This window comes from Scytonema sp. UIC 10036, from assembly GCF_009725235.1.
The window spans coordinates 43,150-68,216 of the sequence record NZ_WJFC01000002.1; the positions used below are offsets into that span (position 1 = coordinate 43,150).

General features: G+C 50.0%; 26 protein-coding genes. 14 read left to right on the forward strand and 12 right to left on the reverse strand.

Annotated features, from left to right (window positions below):
- Positions 1 to 325: 325 nt before the first annotated feature.
- The 12 genes from F7734_RS01585 to F7734_RS65025 all read right to left on the reverse strand — a co-directional run bounded on the left by F7734_RS01585 (position 326) and on the right by F7734_RS65025 (position 8,905).
- Entirely contained in the window at positions 326 to 736 is a 411-nt protein-coding gene (locus F7734_RS01585; protein ID WP_207713978.1) for an alcohol dehydrogenase catalytic domain-containing protein, read from the reverse strand.
- Entirely contained in the window at positions 733 to 1,440 is a 708-nt protein-coding gene (locus F7734_RS01590) for a type 1 glutamine amidotransferase domain-containing protein (RefSeq protein WP_155743076.1), read from the reverse strand. The genes F7734_RS01585 and F7734_RS01590 overlap by 4 nt, the downstream gene beginning before the upstream one ends.
- Before the next feature lie 14 nt (positions 1,441 to 1,454).
- On the reverse strand, positions 1,455 to 1,682 hold the full coding sequence (locus F7734_RS01595) for an aldo/keto reductase (protein WP_347566113.1): 228 nt from the start codon (positions 1,680 to 1,682) through the stop codon (positions 1,455 to 1,457).
- The gene (locus tag F7734_RS01600) at positions 1,679 to 2,242 is read right to left on the reverse strand and encodes a type 1 glutamine amidotransferase domain-containing protein (RefSeq protein ID WP_155743077.1); all 564 of its coding nucleotides are present in this window, start codon (positions 2,240 to 2,242) and stop codon (positions 1,679 to 1,681) included. The genes F7734_RS01595 and F7734_RS01600 overlap by 4 nt, the downstream gene beginning before the upstream one ends.
- Positions 2,243 to 2,434: 192 nt before the next feature.
- Positions 2,435 to 2,860 carry a heme-binding protein gene (locus F7734_RS01605; protein WP_243146623.1) on the reverse strand — a complete coding sequence of 142 codons (426 nt, stop codon included), beginning with the start codon at positions 2,858 to 2,860 and terminating at the stop codon, positions 2,435 to 2,437.
- Between the two features lie 167 nt (positions 2,861 to 3,027).
- Positions 3,028 to 3,609, reverse strand: a complete 582-nt coding sequence (gene dps / locus F7734_RS01610; protein ID WP_155743078.1) for a DNA starvation/stationary phase protection protein Dps — start codon at positions 3,607 to 3,609, stop codon at positions 3,028 to 3,030.
- A 165-nt stretch (positions 3,610 to 3,774) separates the two neighbouring features.
- Positions 3,775 to 4,491, reverse strand: coding sequence for a TrkA C-terminal domain-containing protein (locus F7734_RS01615; RefSeq protein ID WP_155743079.1), 717 nt, complete (start codon positions 4,489 to 4,491; stop codon positions 3,775 to 3,777).
- Between the two features lie 378 nt (positions 4,492 to 4,869).
- Entirely contained in the window at positions 4,870 to 6,507 is a 1,638-nt protein-coding gene (locus F7734_RS01625; RefSeq protein ID WP_155743080.1) for an FAD-dependent oxidoreductase, read from the reverse strand.
- Between the two features lie 21 nt (positions 6,508 to 6,528).
- Positions 6,529 to 6,789: a nitroreductase family protein gene (locus F7734_RS01630; RefSeq protein ID WP_155743081.1), complete on the reverse strand. Its 261-nt coding sequence runs from the start codon at positions 6,787 to 6,789 to the stop codon at positions 6,529 to 6,531.
- 53 nt (positions 6,790 to 6,842) lie between these two features.
- Positions 6,843 to 7,010: a hypothetical protein gene (locus F7734_RS01635; protein ID WP_155743082.1), complete on the reverse strand. Its 168-nt coding sequence runs from the start codon at positions 7,008 to 7,010 to the stop codon at positions 6,843 to 6,845.
- A 29-nt stretch (positions 7,011 to 7,039) separates the two neighbouring features.
- Complete coding sequence (gene fdhA, locus F7734_RS01640; RefSeq protein ID WP_155743083.1) at positions 7,040 to 8,236, reverse strand: formaldehyde dehydrogenase, glutathione-independent; 1,197 nt, start codon at positions 8,234 to 8,236, stop codon at positions 7,040 to 7,042.
- 78 nt (positions 8,237 to 8,314) lie between these two features.
- The gene (locus F7734_RS65025) at positions 8,315 to 8,905 is read right to left on the reverse strand and encodes a response regulator transcription factor (protein WP_207713979.1); all 591 of its coding nucleotides are present in this window, start codon (positions 8,903 to 8,905) and stop codon (positions 8,315 to 8,317) included.
- Between the two features lie 379 nt (positions 8,906 to 9,284).
- Here F7734_RS65025 and F7734_RS01650 point away from each other — a divergent pair, with 379 nt between their 5' ends.
- From F7734_RS01650 to clpB, 14 genes are all read left to right on the forward strand, one after another.
- A complete protein-coding gene (locus tag F7734_RS01650) occupies positions 9,285 to 9,698 on the forward strand; it encodes a response regulator (protein ID WP_347566111.1) in 414 nt (137 codons plus the stop codon).
- A 726-nt stretch (positions 9,699 to 10,424) separates the two neighbouring features.
- Entirely contained in the window at positions 10,425 to 10,895 is a 471-nt protein-coding gene (locus tag F7734_RS01660) for an Hsp20/alpha crystallin family protein (protein WP_155743084.1), read from the forward strand.
- A 45-nt stretch (positions 10,896 to 10,940) separates the two neighbouring features.
- Positions 10,941 to 11,507 (forward strand): DsbA family protein, encoded by a 567-nt coding sequence (locus F7734_RS01665; RefSeq protein WP_155743085.1) that lies wholly within the window; start codon positions 10,941 to 10,943, stop codon positions 11,505 to 11,507.
- Between the two features lie 243 nt (positions 11,508 to 11,750).
- Positions 11,751 to 13,640 (forward strand): molecular chaperone DnaK, encoded by a 1,890-nt coding sequence (gene dnaK / locus F7734_RS01670; RefSeq protein WP_155743086.1) that lies wholly within the window; start codon positions 11,751 to 11,753, stop codon positions 13,638 to 13,640.
- Between the two features lie 169 nt (positions 13,641 to 13,809).
- Entirely contained in the window at positions 13,810 to 14,583 is a 774-nt protein-coding gene (locus F7734_RS01675; protein ID WP_155743087.1) for a ChaB family protein, read from the forward strand.
- Positions 14,584 to 14,849: 266 nt separating this feature from the next.
- Positions 14,850 to 16,046, forward strand: a complete 1,197-nt coding sequence (locus F7734_RS01680) for an alcohol dehydrogenase catalytic domain-containing protein (protein ID WP_155743088.1) — start codon at positions 14,850 to 14,852, stop codon at positions 16,044 to 16,046.
- Positions 16,047 to 16,141: 95 nt separating this feature from the next.
- Positions 16,142 to 16,813, forward strand: coding sequence for a BON domain-containing protein (locus F7734_RS01685; RefSeq protein ID WP_155743089.1), 672 nt, complete (start codon positions 16,142 to 16,144; stop codon positions 16,811 to 16,813).
- Between the two features lie 79 nt (positions 16,814 to 16,892).
- Positions 16,893 to 17,537 carry a TMEM175 family protein gene (locus F7734_RS01690; protein ID WP_166481677.1) on the forward strand — a complete coding sequence of 215 codons (645 nt, stop codon included), beginning with the start codon at positions 16,893 to 16,895 and terminating at the stop codon, positions 17,535 to 17,537.
- A 145-nt stretch (positions 17,538 to 17,682) separates the two neighbouring features.
- Entirely contained in the window at positions 17,683 to 18,522 is an 840-nt protein-coding gene (locus F7734_RS01695; protein WP_155743091.1) for an aldo/keto reductase, read from the forward strand.
- Positions 18,523 to 18,710: 188 nt separating this feature from the next.
- The gene (locus F7734_RS01700) at positions 18,711 to 19,631 is read left to right on the forward strand and encodes a YfdX family protein (RefSeq protein WP_155743092.1); all 921 of its coding nucleotides are present in this window, start codon (positions 18,711 to 18,713) and stop codon (positions 19,629 to 19,631) included.
- A gap of 328 nt (positions 19,632 to 19,959) precedes the next feature.
- Positions 19,960 to 20,934 carry a YfdX family protein gene (locus F7734_RS01705; RefSeq protein ID WP_155743093.1) on the forward strand — a complete coding sequence of 325 codons (975 nt, stop codon included), beginning with the start codon at positions 19,960 to 19,962 and terminating at the stop codon, positions 20,932 to 20,934.
- Positions 20,935 to 21,059: 125 nt separating this feature from the next.
- Complete coding sequence (locus F7734_RS01710; RefSeq protein WP_155743094.1) at positions 21,060 to 22,067, forward strand: DnaJ C-terminal domain-containing protein; 1,008 nt, start codon at positions 21,060 to 21,062, stop codon at positions 22,065 to 22,067.
- Positions 22,064 to 22,381, forward strand: a complete 318-nt coding sequence (locus F7734_RS01715; protein ID WP_155743095.1) for a chaperone modulator CbpM — start codon at positions 22,064 to 22,066, stop codon at positions 22,379 to 22,381. Before F7734_RS01710 ends, F7734_RS01715 begins: the two co-directional genes overlap by 4 nt.
- Before the next feature lie 44 nt (positions 22,382 to 22,425).
- Positions 22,426 to 25,047 carry an ATP-dependent chaperone ClpB gene (gene clpB, locus F7734_RS01720; RefSeq protein ID WP_155743096.1) on the forward strand — a complete coding sequence of 874 codons (2,622 nt, stop codon included), beginning with the start codon at positions 22,426 to 22,428 and terminating at the stop codon, positions 25,045 to 25,047.
- Positions 25,048 to 25,067 lie beyond the last annotated feature (20 nt).

A 25,067-nucleotide genomic window follows, 5' to 3' on the forward strand; every position in this document is an offset into this window, starting at 1 on the left:
GCAAAACTTTTGGTTGGCTCGGAAAATAATACAAGACGTTTTAGAAAAAGATATACACAGTGTTGCGTCCAAAGGAATTGTACTCTCTGAGAAATAGAAAGAATGTTAAAAGATGCATCCCAAGAATTATCGGTTCTCCGGTACTTGTTATGCTAAATTAATAGTTTGGTAGAGGGAACGGGGAACAGGGAAGAAAGGAAAAAGGGAATAAGGGAAAAGAGACCATTATTCTAGCTTCTTAATAAGAGCAATAATCATTCGACTCTCTTCTCGTAGTAAAGAAATAATCGGTTCTATATCTTCTTGTTTAGATAGTCCGGGGTAGCTAACCCGGATTTGGTATGAGATATTGCGTCCAGACTGCCGCTGCCTCGACCGCGCTGAGTCCTGCGGGACGCTTCAGCACTGCCGCAGCGGGCACGATCGCTTGCTCGGCATAAACCCCATACTGGTTCATGGAAAAAGCCGGAATCACGCTGACAGCTTCGCCGACCTCAAAGCCCTGTACATTGCTGCCCAACGCCTCAACAATACCGGAGGCTTCATAGCCGAGACGAGCAGGCAGATGCGGTTCTTCCAGGTAGGTTCTTAATCGAAACATCGCTTCTGCTCGGTTGAGACCGATCGCCTCGACGCGGCTGTGGATCTCGTCAGGGCCGGGCGCACCGACTTCGAGATCTTCGATTTGGAGGACTTCAGGACCTCCGATCTGATGGAAACGAACAACCCGTGTCATGATATGGCTCTTGGAGCGAATGTGGCTGTACTCAGTTGTTGCAACAGTAGTTTTGCTGCGGATTCGGACGACGCGGGATTCTGTCCGGTAATCAAATTGCCATCACTCACTGCATAGGGCTGCCAGTCATTGGTCTTGGAATACTTGCCGCCATTCTTTTTCAATTCGTCTTCCACCAGGAACGGCACGACATTGGTCAGCCCAACCGCTGCTTCTTCTGTATTGGCAAAGCCCGTCACGGACTTGTCTTGCACGAGAGGAGAACCATCGGCAGCTTTAATATGGCGCAATGCACCGGGAGCATGACACACGGCAGCTACAGGCTTGCCAGCGGCATAGAAAGCTTCAATTAACGCGATCGAATTGGCATCCTCAGCCAGATCCCACAATGGACCGTGACCACCGGGATAAAACACCGCATCATAATCATCGGCAGAGACACTCGATAGCGTTAGGGTATTGGCTAAAACGGTTTGAGCATGGGTATCCTGTTTGAAGCGGAGGGTCGCTTCAGTTTGGGCATCTGGAGCATCGCTTTTGGGGTCGAGTGGTGGTTGTTTACCTTTGGGAGATGCCAGAGTAATTTCTGCGCCTGCGTCTTTGAAGACGTAGTAAGGGGCGGCAAACTCCTCTAACCAAAACCCGGTTTTTCTACCCGTGTTGCCGAGTGTATTATGGGAAGTCAAAACCATTAATATTTTCATGTCATTCCTCGTATTTATCTCATTGCGAGTGCCATCTTATGGCGAGGTGGCGGAAAGGCGCGATCGAGTTCCGCCAAATCTGCACTTGTAAGTGTTAGATCCAACGCCGCGCGATTCTCCCGAACGTGCGCTGGATTGCTGGCTTTGGGAATGGCGATCACCTCCTGATGCAGTAGCCATGCGAGAGCGACTTGGGTCGGCGTAACACCATGACGTGCGGCGATCGCTTTTAACTCTCCTATACTGGCTGCGCCTGTCCCGCGTGGCTGAACAGCCCAATCATTTCCCGGTTGAACGCTGGAATGTCGTCGGGCATACGACTCGTTACAAGGTTGCTGTCCACCACGACCTCCTGATCCACCCACTCCGCGCCTGCATTCCGCAGATCCGTCTTGAGCGAAGGCCACGCAGCGATCCGCCGCCCGCGTGCAGCACCAGTCTCAATGATCGTCCAGGGTCCGTGGCAGATGGATGCCACTGGTTTGCTAGCGTCGAAGAAGGACTTGATAAATGCGATCGCCTTCGCCTGGATTCGGAGTGAATCGGGATTGATCACACCACCTGGTAGTAGCAATGCGTCGAAGTCCTGAGATTGTGCCTGGTCAAGAGCCACATCGACCGGGAACTCGTCACCCCAATTTGTAAAGTTCCAGCTACGAACGCGATCGCTCTGGGGCGACACGATGCGAGTCTCGGCACCAGCCTGGTCGAGGGCTTTCCGTGGCTCGGTCATCTCGACCTGCTCGAAGCCGTCCGCGATTAGGATTGCGACCTTCAGTCCTTTGAGATTCTCATTCGCCATGCTTCTATCTCCTTTTGATACTTAATTTGGGTCTGTATAACGTTGTGCTGTGTCTATTCGTTATGACAGCAAGTCCATTCGTCAAGTCCATTCGTTAGGATCACAAGTCCATTCGTTAGGATCACAAGTCCGTTCGTTACGACAATAAGTCTGTTCGTTACAATCGCTTTTATAGCGGTTTACATTTGCAGGTTAGAATGCAGCGGCAGCAGCCTCAGCAACGGTCTGATCCTGTTCGCCACTACCGCCGCTAACGCCGACTGCACCGACGATTTGACCGCCACTCTGTAGTGGGATGCCGCCTGCGAAGATCATCACTTGTCCTGCATTGGAGGCATGGATGCCGAAAAATTGTTCTCCAGGCTGAGCATTCTCTGCCAACGCTTTGGTGGCAAGGTTAAACGCGCGAGCGGTGAATGCTTTGTTGATCGAGATGTCGATGCTGCCGAGCCACGCACCGTCCATGCGGATGTGGGCGACGAGATTGCCGCCTGCATCAACGACGGCGATGTTCATTGGTTGTCCGATCGCTCTGGCTCTCTCTTCTCCAGCGGCGAAAACTCGTCGGGCATCGTCCAGAGATACGGACTGTTGCTGGAGGATCATCTGGGAGGTCATAATGGTTTCTCCTGGTGTATTTGGTGGGGGAAGTAGGGGAGGGGAGGGAGAGGGGAGATAAGGAGGATGCGGAGAGGTCTTTTTCAATCCCCGTGTCCCCGTCCCTTGCCATCTTTGCGGTTGCTAAACAAGGCAGAAAAGCGTGTAATTGTTTGATTTGTGAGGGTTCATCGAAGAGCTTTAGCTTCCTTTGCACCAGCTTTTACGGCATGGGATTGGGTGTTTGCGGTAGCCGCTCCTGAAGTATTGGTTGCAGTTTGCAGAAGCGCTTCCAGGAACCATAAGCGCTTGTCGATCGCCCGCGAGATCTCAATGTAGAGGTCATTGGTATCCATCTCATTGAGCTCGTCGGTTTTCTGAATCCCATCCCGTAGGGATTTAGCATAAATGGCGAAGCGATCGGCGAGAGCCGTAACATGATCCATCCCCTCTACCAGGTCAAACGGATACTCGGGTAACTCCGACTGCTGGGCAGCAATGCGGGCGGTTCCCAGAGCGTAGCCTCCTAATGCAGTGATGCGTTCTGCCACCAGATCGATAAATTCTTCCACTTCCGCTGCGATTTCATCGAACAGTTCATGCAATTGGTAGAAGTCTTTCCCTTTGACATTCCAGTGAGCTTGTTTAACTTGAGTTTTCAGATCTAGCGTTGAAGCCAGGGTTTGATTGAGCAACTCAACCACTTGAGTCTGCAACATTTCAGGAATATCGATGCGAGTGGAGTAAAAGTATTGCGAATCACGACTCATCAGTTTGTCTCTTTATCTAGACTCCGCTGTTTAAAATCCAGTGATAGTGAGAGTTTTGTAAGTCGCCGAGGCATCCCCCTAAGTGCTGGACTCTGTTGATACCTTAGAGGGAGAATCTAAGGGTTTTCTGAGGAAATTATGGTGAATTCACAAAGGGTATGTTCTTTACTTGGCTGCATCTTGGCGATCGCGTTCTAAAAGGAGTTGTTGATGATCGGCGATCGCATCCTGGTGAGCCTGTTCACCTGTACTCCCCGCCTGACGCGAATCCAACTCACTGAAGGCATCCAGGCGACCATACAAGAGCACCACATCGTTAGGACGGATAAAGGTTGCTCCTCTAGGTGCGCCAAGGTATGCTCCATCAGGGCGGAGAATCCCCAACACTATAATCCCCTCTTGACGGAGGTTGGTTTCCCGCAGCGGTCTGTCAGCAATCCAATCTCCTGCATCCACTTGCAGTTCCATCACCGCATAGCCATCCGATAGGTGCAGCAGGCTGGCATAATCTCGCACATCCAGGCGAGTCCAGCGGCGCAACGCCCATTGCATCCAATGGGAGAGGAAATGCTTGATCCAACGGTTAATTGCTACGATCCAAAGAATTGCTATTCCTAGCACCAGCAGCACGAGACGAGGCAGCCAATCGCTGAGCTTAGCTGCGCTGATGAATGTAAGGACTAAGGAGGAAATCACGGTAATCAATCCGGCATTCGCCAGCAACATCAACCACATGAGGATACGTCGCCGCACGGGATGGGTAACCACCTGTTCTGATTCGCTGGTGGTAAAGCCCGAACCCGTAATCGCTGAATGTGCCTGAAATTCAGCCGTCTCACGAGATAGCCCAGTCAGGATCAGGGCTTCGGCAGCAATACGCATGATTAACAACGACAGGGTAACGGCAAGTAGAAGTGACACGAGTGCTTTCAACTCTAATACCTCCGATTTCGGTTAACGCTGTTAGTCCATGAACACCTCATCGACATAACACCACATCCAATCCTCCCCTGGTTCAAACGACTGAATGATGGGATGATGCGTCGCAAGAAAATGCCGTGTGGCATGTTTGTTCTTAGATTCATCGCAGCAACCAACATGACCGCAGGTTAAGCACACACGCAGGTGTACCCAAGGGTCTCCCAGCATCAGACACTCTCTACACCCTCTTGTGCTGGGTGTCACTCTCCGAATTTGATTGAGATGTGTGCATTGTATTACCATGTCATCCTCCGATCGATTCTGTAATCCCCAGTTCATTTAACTGGAAGCCAGGTACTCATGAACGAACTGCACTGCCATTGCCCCTTCTCCGACGGCAGAAGCCACCCGCTTGATGGAACCCAGCCGCACGTCTCCCGCTGCAAAAATGCCGGGAAGACTGGTCTCCAGCAGAAAGGGTTGACGACGCAGCGTCCACTCGCCTGACTCCATCACTCGCAGACCTGTCTTGACAAACCCGTTGCGATCGCACTGAATGGCATCTGGCAACCATTTCGTATGCGGCACAGCACCGATAAAGACAAAGACTGCCAAACATTTAATCGTGTCAGCTTGTCCGGTTTGACTGCAAAACACCTCAACGGCTTCGAGCCACTTGTTGCCGTACATTTTGCAGATTTCGGTGTAGCATTGCACTTCGATGTTGGGCGTTTGCTCAATCCGCTGCACCAGGTAATGAGACATGGTTTTTCCCAGATCACCGCCCCGAATTAGCAAAAAGACTTTTTGAGTCTGTTCGGAGAGGAAAACTGCCGCCTGACCCGCAGAATTGCCGCCACCCACGACGACCACCTGGGCACCCCGGCACAGCAGAGCTTCCACCGTTGTTGCTGCGTAGTAAATGCCGGAGCTTTCAAAGCGATCGTAGCCCTCAACGGCAAGTTTGCGATAGGACGCACCCGCGCAAATTAGAATGCATTTAGCAGAGATTTCTTCGCCGCTCTTTAGTCGCAGCGCGTAGTACCCAGTTTCACAGCTCAGTTGAACTACTTCCGCTGGTGCCGTTAATATAGCCCCAAATTTCTCAGCCTGGATCGCGGCTCGATTTGCCAGATCGCTACCGGAAAGACCCGTTGGAAAGCCCATGTAATTCTCGATTTTGGAACTGCTGCCCGCCTGCCCACCCGGACCCATTTTGTCCAATACGAGGGTTTTCAAGCCCTCCGATGCGCCGTAAATCGCTGCCGCCAACCCCGCTGGACCCGCCCCCACGACTACCAAATCATAGATGGTGTGTTCGAGCGGTTTTTTAATGCCGAGGCAGTCAGCCAATTCAGCCATCGAAGGATTTTTCAGTAGCTTATTGTTGCCGCAAATCACAACTGGGGTTTCATCTTCACCGATCCTGAACTGTGTCAACAGTGTGTCAACTTGAGGATCGTTTTCCAGATCGATCCAGGTAAAAGGAACCTTATTTTTCGCCAGAAACTCGCGAATTCGATGAGTTTCTGGGGAATAGCGTGAACCGACCACCCTGACGGCTACAAAGCCGGATTCCTCAAGCAACTGACGGCGCATCAGAAATGCCCGGAGTAAGACATCACTCAGTCGTGGCATTTCATTCAAAATCCGTCGTAGATCGTCTGCTGCAATCTCATACACCTCACAGTTGGAGTGGGCGATCGCCCTAACAACAGCCGGTCTACCTGTCAAAATATCCACATCCCCCGTAAACTCCCCCGGCTCGTGGATTGTGACGATCTGATCGTGACCAGAGGAACGATCGACGATCGCAACTTCGCCACGCTTGATCGCGAAGAATTGGTAATCCGGTGTGCCTTCCGCAAACAGTGTCTCGCCTGCCTGAAATGCTTTAAGTTTGGCGAATTTGCCCAATGCCGCGATCTGTTCATCGTCGAGTTTGGGAAAAGCGATCGGGTGATGCTCTAATGCCATGATTGAAATCCTCGTTCTTGATCACGATACAATTGAAGACACCTTTCCCCACTTGCCTACCAGACAGGACAGGAGTTTCTCAAATTCAGCGGAATTCTCCCGTTTCGCAACGATGTAGATCCAGGGCTGTTCGTTATAGGATGACGGTGCCCAACGAGCTGCTTCAAACAGTGAACGCAGATCGTCATCCGAAACAGAGCGGTCTTGAAAGGCATAGGGACTCCAGCGTTCAGCGAGAAGTGCATGAATTGGATGATCAGTTGACGCTTTTTTGTTAGCCATAAAATCTACTTCTCCTCAATTCAGTTAATGATTTCAAAACAACAAGTTCAAAATTACAGGCATTGCCTATCGGCTTTAACGCCAGCCACTATCCATAACAACTCATTTATATCAAAGGGTTTGGCGATAAATGCTTGATATCCTGCTGCTAACGCCTGATGTTGAGTTTCTTGAGCAACATCGGTGACGACTAGAACCCGAAAACCATTGAGAGCATCCATAACAAGATTCCTCCCTTGCTCCAGGAGGCTTACTTCAAGCTGCCGTGGGGGTCAATCACAAACTTTTTGGCGGCTCCTTTGTCAAACGCTTGGTAGCCCTGGGGAGCCTCTTCTAGGGGAATCACCTGAACGTTGACAGCCTTAGCGATTTGGATCTTGTCGTTAAGAATTGCCATCATCAAGCCACGGTTGTATTTTTTGACAGGGGTTTGACCTGTGTATAACGAAAGGCTCTTTGCCCAACCCAACCCGAAGCGCATGGTCAGATAACCGAGCTTCGCTGCCTCGTCCTCTGCTCCCGGATCTTCGGTTACGTACAATCCAGGAATACCCACCGCTCCGCCAGCGCGAGTGACTTCTATCATGGTGTTTAATACGATCGCGGGTACACCTTTCTTCGGATCATAGTCTTTGCCGTGCCCGTGCGCCTCAAAGCCGACGCAATCGACTGCACAATCGACCTCCGGCACACCGAGAATTTGTTCGATTTGTTCGACGATCAAGGCATCTTTGGAGATATCAACCGTTTCACAGCCGATACTTCTAGCATGAGCTAAGCGAGCTGGGTTGCCTGCTCCAACAATCACGACAGCCGCTCCCAATAGCTGTGCTGATGCGGCGGCTGCCAGACCAACCGGACCTGCACCAGCAATGTATACCGTTGAGCCACTTGTGACTCCTGCGGTCACACAACCGTGATAACCCGTGGGCAAGATGTCAGTCAGGCAGGTCAGATCCGGGATCTTTTCCATTGCTTGAGCCTTGTTTGGGAATTTCAGGAGATTGAAATCGGCGTAGGGAACCATGACATACTCTGCTTGACCGCCAATCCATCCGCCCATATTAACGTATCCATAGGCACCACCGGGGCGATCCGGGTTCACGTTCAGGCACACATCTGTATGACGTTCCTCGCAGTTGCGGCAGCGTCCACACGCCACGTTAAATGGCACAGAAACTAGATCCCCTTGCTGAATAAATTGAACATCGCTCCCACATTCGATCACCTCACCCGTGATCTCATGACCCAGCACTATGCCAATCGGCGCTGTAGTACGTCCTCTCACCATATGCTGGTCGCTGCCACAAATATTGGTGGAAACAATCTTGAGAATAACGCCGTGATTGCATTTGTTGCCGCGCGGATCAACGAGTTTGGGAAAGTCAATAGTTTGCACCTCGACCTTCCCAGAACCCATATAAACCACTCCACGATTGCTTGACATGATTTGTTTCTCCTGATTTCAGACAATGCAAAATTAAAAATGGGAACCCCAGGCTGGCAGCCACTTTTAATTTTTAATTCATTCTTGTTTGTTAGTGGACAAGACCCGCACGCAGTGCTCGAATTGCTGCCGAGTGCGGTTATGAACGCAGAGTTTCTTCAAAATATTGCGAACATGACTTTTCACCGTACCCGTAGTGATGTGAAGCTTCTGGGCGATCGCCAGGTTGTTGAGACCGTCAATAATCAGTTGCAACACCTCTCGCTCCCGTTCAGTTAACGGCTCAACGTTAATGATTTGCTTGTACTCTGGCTCGATCGCTCGAATGGCGATCGTCTTAGCAGAATGGTTGATGATACCCTCAGAATGAAAGGGTTGAGATTGCTGAAGTAGCTTAGCAACTTCTTGAGCAACATCAATGAACGCACCGTTCAAAGCAAAGTTGCAGTTTGATTGAGGCAGTCTAGAAAACGACTGCTCGTGACGTTTATATTTTGTTGTGTTGTTCAGGAGATGTTTTTCATCGGTGGTTTCAAGCAACCTATCTGGTTGGTTTTGCAATGCAATTGCAACGACCTTCCAGATGAAGAGAGAGCCAAAATCAATTGGAGCCGCAGATTTTAACTGCTCGAAATCATCTTGTTGGCTTAATAATAAAGGTAATGTCATAGAAGTATCCTCAGTGATGATTGACACCCTAGAGGGAAAATCTAAGGGCTTTCTGAGGAAATTATGGTGAATTCGCAGGAGTTGTTGAGTCGCGATCGCATCTTAATGAGCCTGTTCAACTACACTCCTCATCTATCTCACAAAAAATTCCGAGTTTATTTAGAATGAAAGCTGTGTAGCTTTCGCATTTTGGGTTTTATAAGCACTTAACCAGACACGATATTGGTAGTAACCTATCTTTAGAACGGAGCGTAGAACAGAGTTGTAGCCTGGTGATGCTAATCGCTCAGAATCTCCTCACAATTTCCTTGAATTATTAATCTTTCATAGGTAGTTACTTCAATGGTTTATAGTCTTTTCTATTAAGAGAGGCGGCACAGTGCCGTTACAGACGATGATGGTGACCTCTGCATCAAAGCGCATCTTGTTAATTGACGACGAACCCGATGTGCAACGGGTAGTGCAAACCTGCTTGGAAAAAATAGCCCAATGGACTGTCATTACCGCGACATCGGCAGAAGAAGGGTTACTCAAGGCGATCGCTGAACAACCAGATGCGATCCTGCTGGACATTATGATGCCAAAAATGGATGGCTATATGTTTCTGGATGCACTGTGGGCTAAGCCGGAAATGCAGTTTATACCTGTGGTGTTTTTGACTGCACAGGCTGGATTACTCGAACCCCATCATTATGAAACACTAGGAGTTAAAGGAATCATAGCCAAACCTTTTGACCCGCTGACATTGCACCGGGCGATCGCATCTGCTTTAAATTGGGATCTAGGCACCTAATAAATAGGGTTGTGTCACAAGTACGACACAACCCCCATTGTTTATTCTTATTCACGTATTCCTAAGTGAGATGAGCCTAGTCCGGCTGCAACATCACTTTGATGCACTGGTCTTTCTTGTGCTTGAACATCTCAAAGCCCTGTTTTGTTTCAGTTAGAGGCAAGCGATGCGTCAACACAGCCGAGGGGTCAACATCGCCGTTCAAAACATGCTCCACTAACTTGGGAATATACTTAGGACCAAACATCTGACCCATCCTGAAGGTCAGGTGTAGCGACCTGCAATGCTAATCGCTCAAACCTGCAATCATGACATTTACAAACCAGGATTATTTGCAACTATAATTACGCTTCAGCCAGGATGATGGGTCTTGTCCACTTTTGGTGATCTAGTTTGGGGATATTAGTTCAGGCGATACCTACGGTAAGCTCCGCTAACGCAAAAACAAAAAATGGAATAGTAACTATTACTCAGATTGAGGGATAGCACGAAGTAGAAGACACGAGCGATCGCAAATACACTTTACTTTTCTTTTCCCCTTACAATTTTGCCTTGTCCCAATCCCCAATCATCATAATTTCCTCAGAAAGCCCTTAGATTTCTTCTTTATAGTGTGAACAGAATTCAGCACTGGCATGATAGCAACGCTGTTTCAGCGACTGACAAAACCCAGTCTAATGCAAAATTCTAAACACCCAAGTATAGATCATCAGGAGACTTAAAATTATGGCACTCGTTCGTTGGGAACCTTTCCGAGAAGTTGAAAGTTTGCAGCGGCAGTTAAACCGCTTGTTTGATGAGATAGCACCGACAGGTCGTAGAGAAGAAGAAGGCATTGCCTTTATTCCCTCTGCAGAGATTCAAGAAACCCCCGATGCGGTTCATCTCAAGGTAGAAATTCCCGGTGTAGACCCCAAAGACCTAGATGTGCAGGTATCGCCAGAGGCAGTGTCTATTTCCGGTGAGCGGAAATTAGAAATCAAAACGGAAGAAAGAGGCATCACCCGCACCGAATTCCGCTATGGCAGGTTTCAGCGCGTAATTCCGTTGCCTACCCGTGTCCAGCACGATCAGGTGCAAGCAGAATACAAAGATGGCATTCTCAAGCTGAGGCTGCCCAAGGCTGAAGAAGATAGGAACAAGGTTGTGAAAGTAAACTTAGGTGACGAGCACAGGAGCAACGGGCAAGGGCAGTGACGCAATGTTTTCCAAAGCACTCCCTTAAGAGCAGGAGGTGACAACATGATTACAACAGCAACAGGCGAACTTAGCCTCCCAGTTAGCGATGCCTTCGGCACACCTGAAGGTGAACGCGACCATATCCGAGGGCCAAAAAACGCACCTGTCACCCTCGTGGAATACGGCGACTATGAGTGTCCCTATTGCGGTCGTGCCCATTTCATCGTCAAAGAACTCCAGCAGTTGACCGGGGATCTCATGCGCTTTGTCTACCGCCACTTCCCGTTAACTAGCATGCATCCCCACGCCGAGCAGGCAGCAGAAGCAGCAGAGGCAGCTGGGGCGCAAGGTAAGTTCTGGGAGATGCACAACTATCTCTTTGAACATCAACAGGCGCTCGATCGCAAACATCTAATAGAATATGCCGCTAACCTCGGTCTTGATGTGCCTCGGTTTAGTCACGAACTCGCCGAGCACGCCCACGTAGCCAAGATACGCGAAGACTTACTCAGCGGAATCCAGAGCGGGGTCAACGGCACGCCGACTTTTTTCATCAACGGTGTGCGCCACAATGGCTCTTACGACCTCCGCTCATTGTCAGCCGCGATTGAAAACGCAGCCGAATCCTGAGTGCTAACGAGCCAGAGGGCAGAAGGTTCAAGGATAGATTCTTCCTTCTGCCAAAAGGTCACAAGCCCACGTCAGTTTGCTCAAGTCGGGAAATCCTTACTTTCAGAAGCCGTTGTTAAATCCCCTAAATTTATTTATGGGGTTTCCCCTTCTGCCCTCTGCCTTCTTAATACCATTTATTCAACTTGTCCTAAATTCAGACTCTTAATTTTTTATCTTAATCTTTGAAGGAGGTTGCTAACGATGGCAAAAATCGTTGGTATTGATTTAGGAACTACCAACTCCTGTATAGCTGTAATAGAGGGCGGACAACCCGTCGTTATTCCGAACACAGAAGGCGGTCGCACAACTCCGTCTGTAGTTGCTTACACCAAGAAGGGCGAAAAACTTGTCGGGCAAATTGCCAAGCGCCAGGGTGTAATGAACCCAGAAAACACTTTTTATTCTGTGAAGCGGTTCATCGGGCGCAGGTATGATGAAGTCACCCAAGAGGCAAAACAAGTTACTTACAAAGTAGTACGTGACAGTAATGGCAATGTCAAGCTACACTGTCCCGCTCTGAACAAGGAATTTTCACCCGAAGAAATCGCGGCTGAGGTAGTCCGCAAGCTGATAGATGATGCCAGCACATATCTGGGCGAACCAGTGAGGCAAGCGGTAATTACCACCCCTGCCTATTTCAATGACTCTCAACGGCAGGCTACCAAAGATGCCGGTAGAATTGCCGGGATTGAAGTTCTGCGAATTATTAACGAGCCAACAGCGGCTGCCCTCGCCTACGGACTTGACAAGAAAACCAATGAAACCATCCTAGTCTTTGACTTAGGTGGTGGAACGTTCGACGTGTCTATCCTAGAAGTGGGTGATGGTGTGTTTGAAGTGAAAGCTACCAGTGGCGACACCCACTTGGGCGGTGATGACTTTGATAAGAGAATCGTAGACTGGCTAGCAACCGAATTCCAGCGTAACGAAGGCATCGACCTCCGTAAAGACAAACAAGCCCTGCAACGCCTCACCGAAGCATCAGAAAAAGCCAAAATTGAACTGTCAGGCGCAACACAGACGAACATTAACTTACCTTTTATTACCGCAACTCCGGAGGGCCCGAAACATCTAGATATGACCTTAACGCGGGTACAGTTCGAGCAAATGTGCGCCGACTTGTTTGATCGCAGCCGCATTCCCGTCGAACAAGCTCTGCGCGATGCTAAACTGAGTCCCGCAAATATTGACGAAGTCATCCTAGTGGGTGGTGCAACTCGGATGCCGGCTGTCCAGCAACTGGTACGGCAGATAATAGGCAAAGACCCACACCAGGGTGTCAACCCGGATGAAGTCGTAGCAGTGGGTGCAGCAATTCAGGCGGGTGTGCTTGGGGGTGAGGTAAAAGATGTACTGCTCCTAGATGTCACGCCGTTGTCGCTGGGTGTTGAAACTCTAGGTGGTGTGACGACCAAGATTATTCCGCGCAATACCACTGTCCCAGTGAAGAAGTCTGAGGTGTTCTCAACGGCGGCTGACGCACAAACAAACGTAGAAATCCATGTTCTGCAAGGTGAACGCGAAATGGCATCCGACAACAAGAGCCTGGGAACCTTCCGACTAGATGGGATTCCTCCAGCTCCCAGAGGTATGCCACAGATCGAAGTTACTTTTGACATTGATGCTAACGGGATTCTGTCAGCAACTGCCAGAGAAAAAGCCACAGGTAAAGAACAGTCCATTAGCATCACAGGTGCGTCTACCCTCGACAAATCTGAAGTAGAACGGATGGTGAAAGAAGCCGAGCGCAATGCGGAAGAAGACCGTAGGCGGCGCGAACAAATTGATACCAAAAACATAGCAGATTCTGTTGCTTATCAAGCCGAGAAACAACTTCAGGATTTGGGCGACAAAGTGCCACCAGCAGACAAGTCCCGCGTGGAAGGCTTAATTCGAGACTTGCGTCAGGCAATTGAGCAGAACAACATCGATCGCATGAAGTCTCTCACCAACGAAATTCAACAAGCCCTGATGCAAATCGGCACTGCAGTTTACTCACAAGCAAGTGCATCTTCAAACGGTGGTACTTCTACAGACCGTCAAGGCGGCGGTGAAGATATCATCGATGCAGACTTTGTGGAACAAAAGTAACAAGACGCAGCGAGCAGTCCGTTGCTCTAGTTCTCAGAGTTAAAGGAACTGCTTTAGCGAGCCTGGGTGACGCAGTGAAATTCTCAAATACTCTCTTCCTATCCCCGCGTCCTTAAATCTGCGCCACATTTCGTGATGTTATCTAGTTTTTTAATTTGGAGTAATTTTTATGACTTCTACATCTGAAAAAACCGCCCTCAAAAGTGTCTCTGCTATCTTCAATGATGAGAAGAAGATGCAAGAAGTGGTTGAGCGTCTAATCGATCGCAGCGTTCCTAAAGATAACATTTCGATTATTGGTCGCGACTTCCACACCGAAACTCGTATCTCCGGATTTGTGACTAAACAAGATGTGATCTTGGATGGACTCGCCACCGGAGCGATTTTTGGATCGCTATTTGGTTCTATCTTGGCTTTACTTACGGGCGTGGGCGTGTTGTTCATTCCCTTTTTGGGAACCGTAGTAGCAGCAGGCCCTTTGGGAGCAGCATTATTAGGAGCGGCAGGCGGTGCTTTATATGGTTCCTTGGGAGCAGGCATTGGATCTGCCTTAATCGCAATGGGAATGCCGGAGGACAAAGCTGCTGTTTACGAAACACGCCTGAAAACAGGTGAGTTTTTACTGGTCGCGGAAGTGCCACAAGAACAAGCAGACGAAGTTGTCTCACTGTTAGAAAGTGCGGGTGCGGAAGAAGTCGCTATCACTGACATGAAAATTCCCCGTCAACCAAAAGGTGAACTGGCAGATGATGAGCAGATTTCACCAGAAATTAGAGCAAATCTGTCGGACGACGCGCAAAAAACTTTTGTTGATACCTACAATCGGTCGTTCAGAGAAGCCAATGGAAAAGATAATGCCTTGACGAAGGCTTGGGATCGGGTCAAACAGATGTTTGATCGCGACGAAAAAGGCACTTATTCCAAGTCTAAAGTCATATCGTAAATTTCCAAAGTTGCGATCGCGACGAACAAGGCACTTATTCCAGTCTCAAAACAACTTAAAAACCTAGGAGAACCATCATAAACTAATATCACCGACTCCTTAAACCGACTCCTTAAAGGGCTGCAAGTTTTGATCGTGAGCTTTCTTTTTTCCTCCCTTGAGTACTTGTGGCAGCCAATGCGATGTTGTTGCGCCCCGTGAAACTAGCTGAGGGGGCCTGAAATGAAATTTAGTAGTTCAAACCATAAAAAGAGGATGAACAAGCTATGGTAAGCAATCGTGGAGTAGTCTATATAGGTCCTCGGAAAGTCGAGGTTCAAAATATTGACTTCCCAAAACTAGTTGACCCTCGTGGCAAGAAGTGCGAGCACGGTGTCATTCTCAAGGTGGTCACCACGAACATCTGCGGTAGCGACCAGCACATCTACCGGGGCCGCTTCGCCGCTCCAGAGGGGATGACGCTGGGTCATGAGATTACTGGTGAGGTCATCGAGGTGGGCCGGGACGTGGAGTTTATTAAGGTCGGCGATCTCGTCTCGGTTCCATTTAACGTCGCCTGCGGCCGCTGCCGCAACTGCAAGGAACGGCACACCGACATTTGCATGAACACCAACCCTGACTTCCCATGCGGAGCCTACGGCTTCAACCTGGGCGGCTGGCCAGGTGGGCAGACCGAGTACCACATGGTCCCCTATGCTGACTTCCAACTGCTGAAGTTCCCTGACAAAGACCAGGCAATGGAGCGCATTTATGACCTCACCCTCCTCTCGGACATTCTGCCCACGGGCTACCATGGGTGTGTCATTGCGGGAGTTGGAACGGGCTCCACGGTGTACATTGCAGGGGCAGGACCGGTGGGTCGGTGTGCCGCCGCCAGTGCCCGCCTCCTAGGGGCCTCCGCCATCATCGTCGGGGACGTGAACCAGACCCGATTGCAGCTGGTGAAGAAGTCGGGTTACGAGACTGTAGACCTAACGCAAGACGTGCCGCTGGCCGATCAGATCGAGTCGATCCTTGGCGTTCGCGAAGTGGACTGCGGGGTGGACGCCGTGGGGTTCGAAGCCCACGGCCATGGGAAAGACGCTGGCGAGCAGCCGGAGGCTGTATTGAACGACCTGATGTCGGTGGTTCGCTTCGGCGGGGGAATGGGCATCCCTGGCATTTACACTAGCTCCGACCCCGGTGGTCCCACGGACCTGGCTAAGCAGGGGAAGTTGATCCTCGACTTCGGCAACGCATGGATCAAGTCGCAGTTCGCCATGTGGGGGCAGTGCCCGGTGATGAAGTACCACCGACTCCTGATGCAGGCCATCCTCGGGGGCCGGATGGAATACCTGAGCGAGGTCACAAACATCGAGTTCATCTCGCTCGACCAAGCACCAGAGGCGTACCGGACATTCGACCAAGGGGCACCGAAAAAGTTCGTCATCGACCCGCACAACAGCACCAAGAAAGCTGCATAGAGCAGGATCATCCTGTGGCAGAAGCAGGTGTTAGAGTCTTTGAAATGAAGTTTAGCAGTTTTAAACCATAAGAGTAGCTCAAAGGAGAAACAACCATGACAACTGCAACCGCAATCCGAACTGACGAGCAAATCCAAAAGGATGTGCTGAATGAGTTGAAGTGGGATTCCCGCGTCCACTCTACCGAAATCGGCGTGGCCGTCAAAGACGGTGTTGTTACGCTCACAGGCTGGGTTGATTCCTTTTACAAGCGCGGGGCTGCCGAAGAAGCCGCCCACCGCGTCCGTGGCGTACTGGCTGTGGCCAACGACATCGAGGTTCGGCTGCCGGTCTCTACCGAGCGCACTGACGCCGACATTGCCGCAGCCGCCATTCATGCGCTGGAGTGGGATGCCGGCGTGTCCATCGATAAGCTCGACATCACAGTTTCTAAGGGCTGGGTCACGCTTAAGGGTGAGGTCGAGTGGCAGTACCAGAAAATGGACGCTGAGCGAGTGGTTCGCCGCCTGAAAGGCGTCAAGGGGGTGACCAACTTGCTCACCATCAAGCCCCGCGTGACCCCATCAGAACTCAAGCAGAAAATTGAGCAGGCGCTGGTGCGCAGCGCGGAGACCGACGCGCTGCGGATCACGGTCGAGGTGGAGGGGAGCAAGGCCATCCTGAGGGGGTCGGTGCGCTCCTGGGCTGAGAAGCAAGAGGCGGAGCGGGCAGCGTGGTCGGCACCAGGAATCACCTCGGTGGAAAACTGGATCGCGATCTCGCCCTAAGCCTGACCGTCAGAACGGCCGCCTCTACTATCATCGAAGCAGACACAAAGGTATGGTGGAACACAGAATCAAGTCAACTATGCAAAAATCACGAACGGCAGCAGAGTCGGACACCCAGCGGATTGAAGCGTTTAGCGATGCCGTGTTTGCCATTGCCATCACGCTGCTGATACTGGAAATTCGCGTGCCAGAGTTGAACTCTACGGAGGGAACACCGAGTCTTGTTTCAGGATTGTTCGCGTTGTGGCCGTCCTACTTCGCCTACATTTTCAGCTTCGTGGTAATTGGAATTTTCTGGGCAAATCATCACTACGTTTTCCAACTCTACGAACGGAGCGATCAAGTATTCAGGCTGTTCAACCTCTTGTTTCTGATGTGTATTTCGTTTCTGCCGTTTCCAACGGCGGTCCTGGCTAGATGCATTACTGACGCACAGCAGCTGCAAACCGTAGTCGTCTTGTATGCGTTGGTATTGTTCTTATCAGTGTTGACATGGCTGCTCATCTGGCTATATGCCAGCCGCAATCATCGATTGCTCAACAGACATCTCGACGATAAATTCATCGCTTACCTCACCCGCATGTACATATTAACTAGCGTGTTGTACTTCTTAGCGCTTGTGCTGTCGTTGTGGAACGGTATCGCCGGATTGGTGTTATGCGTGGGATTGACATTACTATACACGCTGCCGCCGAAAAAGCCAGTGTATCGTAGCGGCGCATAAACGTGAGATCTCCTGAGGACATCAGGAACGAGCCTGAGGATCGCATCGGCGCGTTCGCGCAGCGTACACAGAGTGTAATCGCGCAGTGTACACAAAGTATAATTGCTAACTTGCAAAAGAAAAGAATCTAATCAGGAGAACAAGCATGGAACAGCGTCGGTTTGGTTCCACAAAGCGTGAGGTCGCTGCGATCGGTCAAGGGACTTGGTACATCGATCGCAGCGATCGCGCCTCAGCAATCGCCACGCTGCGTCGAGGTCTCGATCTCGGCATGACCCATATTGACACCGCCGAGATGTACGGCATGGCCGAGGAAGTGGTCGCCGAGGCGATCGTCGGGCGACGCGATGAGGTCTTCCTGGTCTCCAAGGTACTTCCCGAGAATGCCTCTCGGCGCGGGACGATGGCGGCTTGCGAGAAGTCGCTTGCTCGCCTCAAAACTGATCGACTGGACTGCTACCTCTTGCACTGGCGCAGTCAGCACCCGTTGGAGGGCACAATTGCCGCCTTCGAGCAGCTTCAGCACGAGAGGAAGATTCTTTCTTGGGGAGTGAGCAACTTCGATCTGCCCGACCTTGAAGAGGCCCAGGCGATCGCTGGCGAGGGTCGTTTTGTTTGCAACCAAGTTCTTTACCATTTGAAAGAGCGCGCAATCGAGCATGCCGTGATTCCTTGGTGTGAGAAGCATGGCGTCGCCGTGGTCGCCTACAGCCCGTTCGGTCACGGGCACTTCCCAGATCCGCACACGACCGGAGGCCAGGTGCTGCAGGAAATCGCCGCCGCGCACAACGCGACCCCTCGCCAGGTTGCGCTTCGGTTCTTAGTGCGGCGGCCCTTGCTCTTTGCAATCCCCAAGGCTTCTAGCCCCGAGCACGCAGTCGAAAACGCCGGGGCTGGGGATCTCCAGTTGACCGAAGCCGAGCTCGATCAGATCGATAAAGCTTTCCTGCCTGGTCCCCGTCCCCACGTGCTTCCAATGCTGTAGCTCGCCTGCAACCAACGAAAGGGCAAGGGAGCAGTCCGAGTGGAGCAGGGGAGAAGCCTCTGGTACAAGACCAAAGGAAAAACTAATGGGCTAGTGAAGGCTTAGAAGTAGATCGAACAATTGTTCGATCTCGATGAAAAAAACACCTATTCTAAACCCAAAACAAATTAACAAACAAGGAGAAGATTATGAACTCTACGACATTGAATCAGCCCAATCCTCAATCTCAGCAGGAGATTGAACAGGAGAGGCAAAAGGCAACGAATGAGGCTCAAAGTTCCTTAGATCGGGACGCAATTACCGCGCTCGAAGAAACTCGCAATGCAATCAACGCCATCGATCGGGAAAACACTCAAGAAACCATTCAAGCTTTGGAACGGGCAACTGGAAAACTTGATATTCTCCTAGCACGCTACTCTGAACTGGCTCTGGTTCCTGTGTCAACTCAGATAACTATTATCGATCTTGCCCCTCGGGATTTTGATTTGATTGAGCCAATTCGCGATGAAGCTAAGAGGGCTGTGAATGAGGAAGATTTTCCGACTGGGCGTGCATTGTTGCACAACCTAGTGAGTGAGATTCGCACATCAACCGTCAATCTGCCACTTGAGACGTATCCTGATGCCATGAAGGAGGCCGCCCGATTGTTGCATCAAGGGAGAACCGATGAAGCCAGAGCGATAATGCAACTGGCACTCTCAACTCTGGTGGTGACAGAACAATCTCGACCCATTCCACTGATTAATGCCCTTACTAAACTAGCTGCTGCAATGGCTTTAGCCGCTCAGGGACAGGATCAACAGAATCAGGACCAGCAAAATCAGGCCCAGCAAAATCGGGACCAAGTACTGCGGTTGCTGGAAGATGCTCGCACCCAACTCAAGCTGGCGAGAGAACTGGGCTATGCTAGACGCGATCCCGAGTACAAAGAACTTGACCGGGCAATCAGAGACATTGAGCGGCAAATCAGGGCAAAGGAGAAAACAGAAAGTCCATTTGCCAAACTCCGGGAAAAGTTCTCTAGTTTCTTCAACCGGGTGTCCAGAGTCAACAGACCATCTCATGAAAGTCAGCAAACCCAAAGTCAGCTCTCTACAGCACGCTTGTGACCAAAGAAAGGGTATAAGGGTATGGGGGTGTGGGGGAGCCACTGCGGTGGTGAGGCAGTCCGTTCTTGGGGGTTTCTCCCAGAAGGAACTGCCGAAAGGGTTTCCCGGCATAAAGGAGCCAGTGCGTTGCAAAGCTAGTGCGGTGGACGGGTTTCCCGGCATAAAGCACCTAGCGTCGGGTTAAGCGCGTTGTAGCGACTGGCGTCAAGTGGCATTGTAGGGGAAAACCTGAATAATCCTTAGACCCAAAAAGGTACAGATGTTCGATCGCGACGAAAAAGGCATCTATCCCAGGTGCAAAACAAGTTTACAAACCAGGAGAATAATCATGAACCGATATCACAGATTCTTTAGAAGGCTGCAAGTCCTGTTAGTGGGTATTCTTTTCTCCTCGCTTTTATTCATCGCTCCCGTTCATGCAGTTAGCTCTGCTGCGGTATCTCCTGAAACATTAAATCAGCTTGAGACTAGTCTTCAGCAGGAGATTGAAAAGGAGAGGCAACAGGCAACAGCTGAGGCTGAAAGTAAACTGGATCGAGAAGCGATCGCCGCAATCGAAGAAACTAAAAAAGCGATCGCTGCCATTGAGCGGGGAAAGACTCAAGAAGCAATTGCTGCCCTAGAACGAGCAACTGGAAAAATTGACATTCTAGTAGCACAATACCCTAAACTAGCTCTAATTCCGGTGGCGGCTCAGGTAGCGATCATCGATTTTGCCCCTCAGGATTTTAATTTGGTTGACCGAATTCGCAAACAAGTTAAGTCTGCTGTAAATGCAGAAGATTTTCCGGCGGCTCGCGAACTGTTGAACAACTTGATGAGCGAGATTCGCACAGCAATCGTCAATCTGCCATTAGAGAGATATCCAGATGCTACCAAGCAGGCAGCTCGGTTGTTGAACGAAGGCAAAATTGATGAAGCCAAAGGCGTGCTGCAACTTGCGCTCTCAACTTTAGTGGTCACAGAACAAGCTCGACCCCTGCCGCTAGTCAAAGCCCATACCGATCTAGTGACTGCGGTTACTTTAGCAGAGAAGGATCGCGACGCAGCACAGAGGTTGCTAGAAGATGCTCGTGCCCAACTCAAGTTAGCTCAAGAACTAGGATATGCCAGAGGCGATCGCGAGTATGCAGGATTTGACAAAGCAATTAGAAATCTAGAGCGGCAAGTTAAGGCACGTGAGAACACAACAGGTGCATTTGCCAAGCTTCAGGAACAATTCTCTAGTTTCTTCAACCGAGTATCCGAAGTCGTTAAACCAGATGATTCCTCGAAAAGGGCAGAAGCCAGGAGACGCGATTAACCCTTGTCTGTACAAGAATTAGAAGTAGAGACGCGATGAACCCTTGCCTGTATAAGAGTGAGGAGTTTTATCTCCCTCTGCTCCTCTGCCCACCCGTCCCATCGCGTTAATCTCAAGAGGTGCTGATGGTTGCAGCAACTGATTTCAAAGATTATTACGAAATTCTGGGTGTCAGTAAGAACGCCACTCCGGAGGATATCAAAAAAGCCTACCGGAAATTGGCACGGAAATATCACCCGGACTTAAATCCTAACGATAAGCAAGCCGAAGCGCGGTTCAAAGAAATTAACGAAGCTAATGAAGTGCTGTCCGACCCGGAAAAACGCCAGAAGTATGACCAGTATGGTCAGTACTGGCAACAGGCTGCGGCGGGTGTACCTCCACCCAGAGGGGCGGGTACACAAGGTTATGACTTTAGCCAGTATGACAACTTTAATGATTTCATTGATGAATTGCTGGGAGGGTTAGGTCGCAGTGGCGGTCGTACAAAACAGCGCACAGCTAATTATCGCACTACAAGAAGACCAGAAGGATTCCGGGAATACGCCGACTTTGGCTATGGAGAAGACCTTTTCGGCGGCTTCACTGATGTTCCCGCACAGGATACAGAAGCGGCGATCGCTCTCACTTTTTCTGAAGCGTTTCACGGTACACAGAAGCGGCTACAAATTGATGGAGAAACCATCACTGTTCGTATTCCGCCCGGTGTGAAACCGGGAAGCCGCATTCGGGTAAAAGGCAAAGGACAGATAAGTCCTTTTAACCAGCAACGCGGCGATCTTTATCTGTCGATTGAATTATTGCCTCATCCTTTCTTCAAATTTGAGGGCGATAATCTTGCCTGTGAAGTACCTGTCAGCCCAGAAGAAGCAGTGCTTGGCGCACAAATAGATGTTCCTACTCCCGATGGCAAGGTAACGATGACGATTCCAGCCGGTGTGGATTCCGGACAAGCACTCCGGTTACGTGGCAAGGGCTGGCGCGATCCAAAAGGTAATCGTACCGCTTTGATCGTGCGGTTAAAAATTGTGACACCCAAAGATTTGAGTCTTAAGGAAAGAGAGTGCTATGAAAAATTGCGGCAGGTTAGTAGTTTTAATTCCCGTCAGGGCTTAACGGAGGTGCGGTTATGAGTTCTAACCTGAGTTTGTCTTGCGTGGTGTGGACAGAAACAGGCGATCGCCTCTATAGTTTCGAGCAAGCCGCCTACCTCACCCAAACCTCGGTTTTATTGCTAGAACGATTTGCCCGCCTGGGATTAATTGAACCTGTAGGAATCATGCTGCGCCGACAGGATATATTTCGCGTTGTGCAGATTCAAAGGTTGCACCGCGATCTGAACTTGAATTGGGTTGGAGCAGCAATGGTGCTAGATATGGTAACTGAAATTTCCCAACTCAAGGCGCAACTGGACGCCTACCGTGCTGAATTACAAATTCGTAATTAAGAGCGTTAACAAAATAATTTATTTCTCAGCTAAGGGGCACGATTATGCAACCAACCAATCCCGAGCAATTTACCGAAAAAGCCTGGGAAGCCCTTGTTCGGACTCCCGAAATTGCCAAGCAGTTTCAGCATCAGCAGATTGAGAGCGAACATTTGATGCCAGCGCTACTGAAACAGGAAGGACTCGCCAGTTCTATTTTCAACAAAGCCGGGGTAAATGTTCAAAAACTACACGAGCGCACTATCGACTTCATCAACCGTCAGCCCAAAGTATCGGGGGCTAGCAGTGGTTCGGTATACATCGGACACAGTTTAGAGACGCTGCTCGATCGCGCCGAACAATACTGCAAAGAGTTTGGTGATGAATATATTTCTATTGAACATTTAATACTAGCTTTTACCAAAGACGATCGCTTTGGTAAAAAGTTGTTTCAAGAATTTGCACTGGATGAAAAAAAACTCCGCAACATCATTCAACAGATTCGAGGGAGTCAAAAAGTGACAGATCAAAACCCGGAAGTTAAATATGAAGCGCTAGAAAAATACGGACGCGATTTAACCCAATTGGCACATGAGGGCATACTCGACCCAGTGATTGGACGAGATGAAGAAATTCGTCGCACGATTCAAATCCTTTCTCGTCGGACTAAAAATAACCCCGTGCTGATTGGTGAACCTGGTGTCGGTAAAACGGCAATTGTAGAAGGATTAGCGCAGCGCATTGTCAGTGGTGATGTCCCGGAATCATTGCGCGATCGCAAACTAATAGCTTTAGACATGGGTGCGTTAATTGCCGGAGCCAAATACCGGGGAGAATTTGAAGAACGCCTGAAAGCTGTCTTAAAAGAAATCCAAGAAGCACAGGGACAAATCGTCTTGTTCATTGACGAAATTCACACTGTAGTTGGTGCGGGTGCAACGCAAGGATCGATGGATGCTAGCAACTTGCTCAAGCCAATGCTTGCTCGCGGCGAACTGCGCTGTATTGGTGCCACCACGCTAGATGAATACCGCAAGTACATTGAAAAAGATGCGGCTTTGGAACGTCGTTTTCAGCAGGTGTATGTCGATCAGCCCAGTGTGGAAGATACCATCTCAATTCTGCGCGGTTTGAAAGAGCGCTACGAGTTACACCACGGCGTGAAGGTTTCTGATAGTGCGTTAGTTGCGGCAGCTACTCTGTCTGCGAGATATATTAGCGATCGCTTCTTACCCGACAAAGCTATTGATTTGGTGGATGAAGCTGCGGCTAAACTAAAAATGGAAATTACTTCCAAACCAGAAGAATTAGACGAAATCGATCGCAAAATTCTGCAACTGGAAATGGAGCGGCTGTCACTGCAAAAAGAAACAGACAGTGCTTCCAGAGAGCGGTTAGAACGGCTGGAGAGAGAACTTGCAGAGTTAAAAGAACGCCAAGATGCCCTCAATGCTCAATGGCAGGCAGAGAAGCAAATCATCGATCGCATTCGCCAAATTAGACAAGAGATTGAGCGTGTCAATGTAGAAATTCAGCAAGCCGAACGCGATTACGACCTCAACCGGGCAGCAGAACTGAAATACAGCAAACTCACTGAGCTGCAACGACAACTAAAAGAAGCCGAAGCGCGACTAGCTCAAATCCAGACTAGCAGTAAATCTCTGTTGCGCGAAGAAGTCACCGAAGCTGACATTGCCGAAATTATCTCCAAGTGGACGGGTATTCTGGTGAGCAGACTGGTTGAATCGGAAATGCAAAAACTCTTGCATCTGGAAGAAGAGCTACATAAACGTGTGATTGGTCAGGACGAAGCTGTAAGAGCGGTTGCTGATGCAATTCAACGTTCCCGTGCTGGGTTGGCAGACCCGAATCGTCCCATTGCTAGCTTTATTTTCTTAGGCCCGACCGGGGTGGGAAAAACAGAACTGGCAAAAGCTTTAGCGGAATATCTGTTTGATACCGAAAATGCACTGGTGCGGATCGATATGTCCGAATACATGGAGAAACACGCTGTTGCCCGTCTCATTGGTGCGCCTCCAGGTTACGTGGGCTATGAAGAAGGCGGACAACTCACCGAAGCGATTCGCCGCCGACCTTATTCTGTAATTCTGTTTGACGAAATTGAGAAAGCTCATCCTGATGTATTCAACGTCCTGCTGCAAATCCTGGATGATGGTCGCCTAACTGATGCTCAAGGACGCACAGTAGATTTTAAAAATACGATCGCGATTATGACCAGCAATATTGGTTCAATATACATTTTGGATGTGGCAGGAGACGATAGCAAGTACGAACAAATGCGCGATCGCGTCATGGAAGCAGTTCGAGAAAGTTTCCGCCCCGAATTCCTCAACCGCATTGATGAAATCATTATCTTCCATAGCTTGCGGAAGGACGAGTTGCGCGAAATTGTCAAACTACAAGTGCAGCATTTAGAGGAGCGACTGCGCGAGCGTAAACTCTTGCTCAAAATCTCCGACGAGGCTCTCGATTGGATTGTTCAGGTCGGTTATGACCCAGTTTACGGTGCTCGTCCCCTGAAGCGGGCGATTCAGCGAGAACTAGAAACTCCGATTGCCAAAGCGATTCTACGCGGCGAGTTCCACGAAGGCGACACAATCTACGTCCATGTGGAACATGAACGACTGGTGTTGAAGCGCTTATCATCTGAACTGGTCAACGCTTAGAGAGGGCAGAGGAGCACAAG

Bases quoted from the DNA above. Each gene is read 5' to 3' on its own strand.
- F7734_RS01585 (WP_207713978.1), bottom strand. From the start codon at position 736: ATGACACGGGTTGTTCGTTTCCATCAGATCGGAGGTCCTGAAGTCCTC.
- F7734_RS01590 (WP_155743076.1), bottom strand. From the start codon at position 1,440: ATGAAAATATTAATGGTTTTGACTTCCCATAATACACTCGGCAACACG.
- F7734_RS01600 (WP_155743077.1), bottom strand. From the start codon at position 2,242: ATGGCGAATGAGAATCTCAAAGGACTGAAGGTCGCAATCCTAATCGCG.
- F7734_RS01605 (WP_243146623.1), bottom strand. From the start codon at position 2,860: ATGACCTCCCAGATGATCCTCCAGCAACAGTCCGTATCTCTGGACGAT.
- dps (WP_155743078.1), bottom strand. From the start codon at position 3,609: ATGAGTCGTGATTCGCAATACTTTTACTCCACTCGCATCGATATTCCT.
- F7734_RS01615 (WP_155743079.1), bottom strand. From the start codon at position 4,491: ATGCGTATTGCTGCCGAAGCCCTGATCCTGACTGGGCTATCTCGTGAG.
- F7734_RS01625 (WP_155743080.1), bottom strand. From the start codon at position 6,507: ATGGCATTAGAGCATCACCCGATCGCTTTTCCCAAACTCGACGATGAA.
- F7734_RS01630 (WP_155743081.1), bottom strand. From the start codon at position 6,789: ATGGCTAACAAAAAAGCGTCAACTGATCATCCAATTCATGCACTTCTC.
- F7734_RS01635 (WP_155743082.1), bottom strand. From the start codon at position 7,010: ATGGATGCTCTCAATGGTTTTCGGGTTCTAGTCGTCACCGATGTTGCT.
- fdhA (WP_155743083.1), bottom strand. From the start codon at position 8,236: ATGTCAAGCAATCGTGGAGTGGTTTATATGGGTTCTGGGAAGGTCGAG.
- F7734_RS65025 (WP_207713979.1), bottom strand. From the start codon at position 8,905: ATGACATTACCTTTATTATTAAGCCAACAAGATGATTTCGAGCAGTTA.
- F7734_RS01660 (WP_155743084.1), top strand. From the start codon at position 10,425: ATGGCACTCGTTCGTTGGGAACCTTTCCGAGAAGTTGAAAGTTTGCAG.
- F7734_RS01665 (WP_155743085.1), top strand. From the start codon at position 10,941: ATGATTACAACAGCAACAGGCGAACTTAGCCTCCCAGTTAGCGATGCC.
- dnaK (WP_155743086.1), top strand. From the start codon at position 11,751: ATGGCAAAAATCGTTGGTATTGATTTAGGAACTACCAACTCCTGTATA.
- F7734_RS01675 (WP_155743087.1), top strand. From the start codon at position 13,810: ATGACTTCTACATCTGAAAAAACCGCCCTCAAAAGTGTCTCTGCTATC.
- F7734_RS01680 (WP_155743088.1), top strand. From the start codon at position 14,850: ATGGTAAGCAATCGTGGAGTAGTCTATATAGGTCCTCGGAAAGTCGAG.
- F7734_RS01685 (WP_155743089.1), top strand. From the start codon at position 16,142: ATGACAACTGCAACCGCAATCCGAACTGACGAGCAAATCCAAAAGGAT.
- F7734_RS01690 (WP_166481677.1), top strand. From the start codon at position 16,893: ATGCAAAAATCACGAACGGCAGCAGAGTCGGACACCCAGCGGATTGAA.
- F7734_RS01695 (WP_155743091.1), top strand. From the start codon at position 17,683: ATGGAACAGCGTCGGTTTGGTTCCACAAAGCGTGAGGTCGCTGCGATC.
- F7734_RS01700 (WP_155743092.1), top strand. From the start codon at position 18,711: ATGAACTCTACGACATTGAATCAGCCCAATCCTCAATCTCAGCAGGAG.
- F7734_RS01705 (WP_155743093.1), top strand. From the start codon at position 19,960: ATGAACCGATATCACAGATTCTTTAGAAGGCTGCAAGTCCTGTTAGTG.
- F7734_RS01710 (WP_155743094.1), top strand. From the start codon at position 21,060: ATGGTTGCAGCAACTGATTTCAAAGATTATTACGAAATTCTGGGTGTC.
- F7734_RS01715 (WP_155743095.1), top strand. From the start codon at position 22,064: ATGAGTTCTAACCTGAGTTTGTCTTGCGTGGTGTGGACAGAAACAGGC.
- clpB (WP_155743096.1), top strand. From the start codon at position 22,426: ATGCAACCAACCAATCCCGAGCAATTTACCGAAAAAGCCTGGGAAGCC.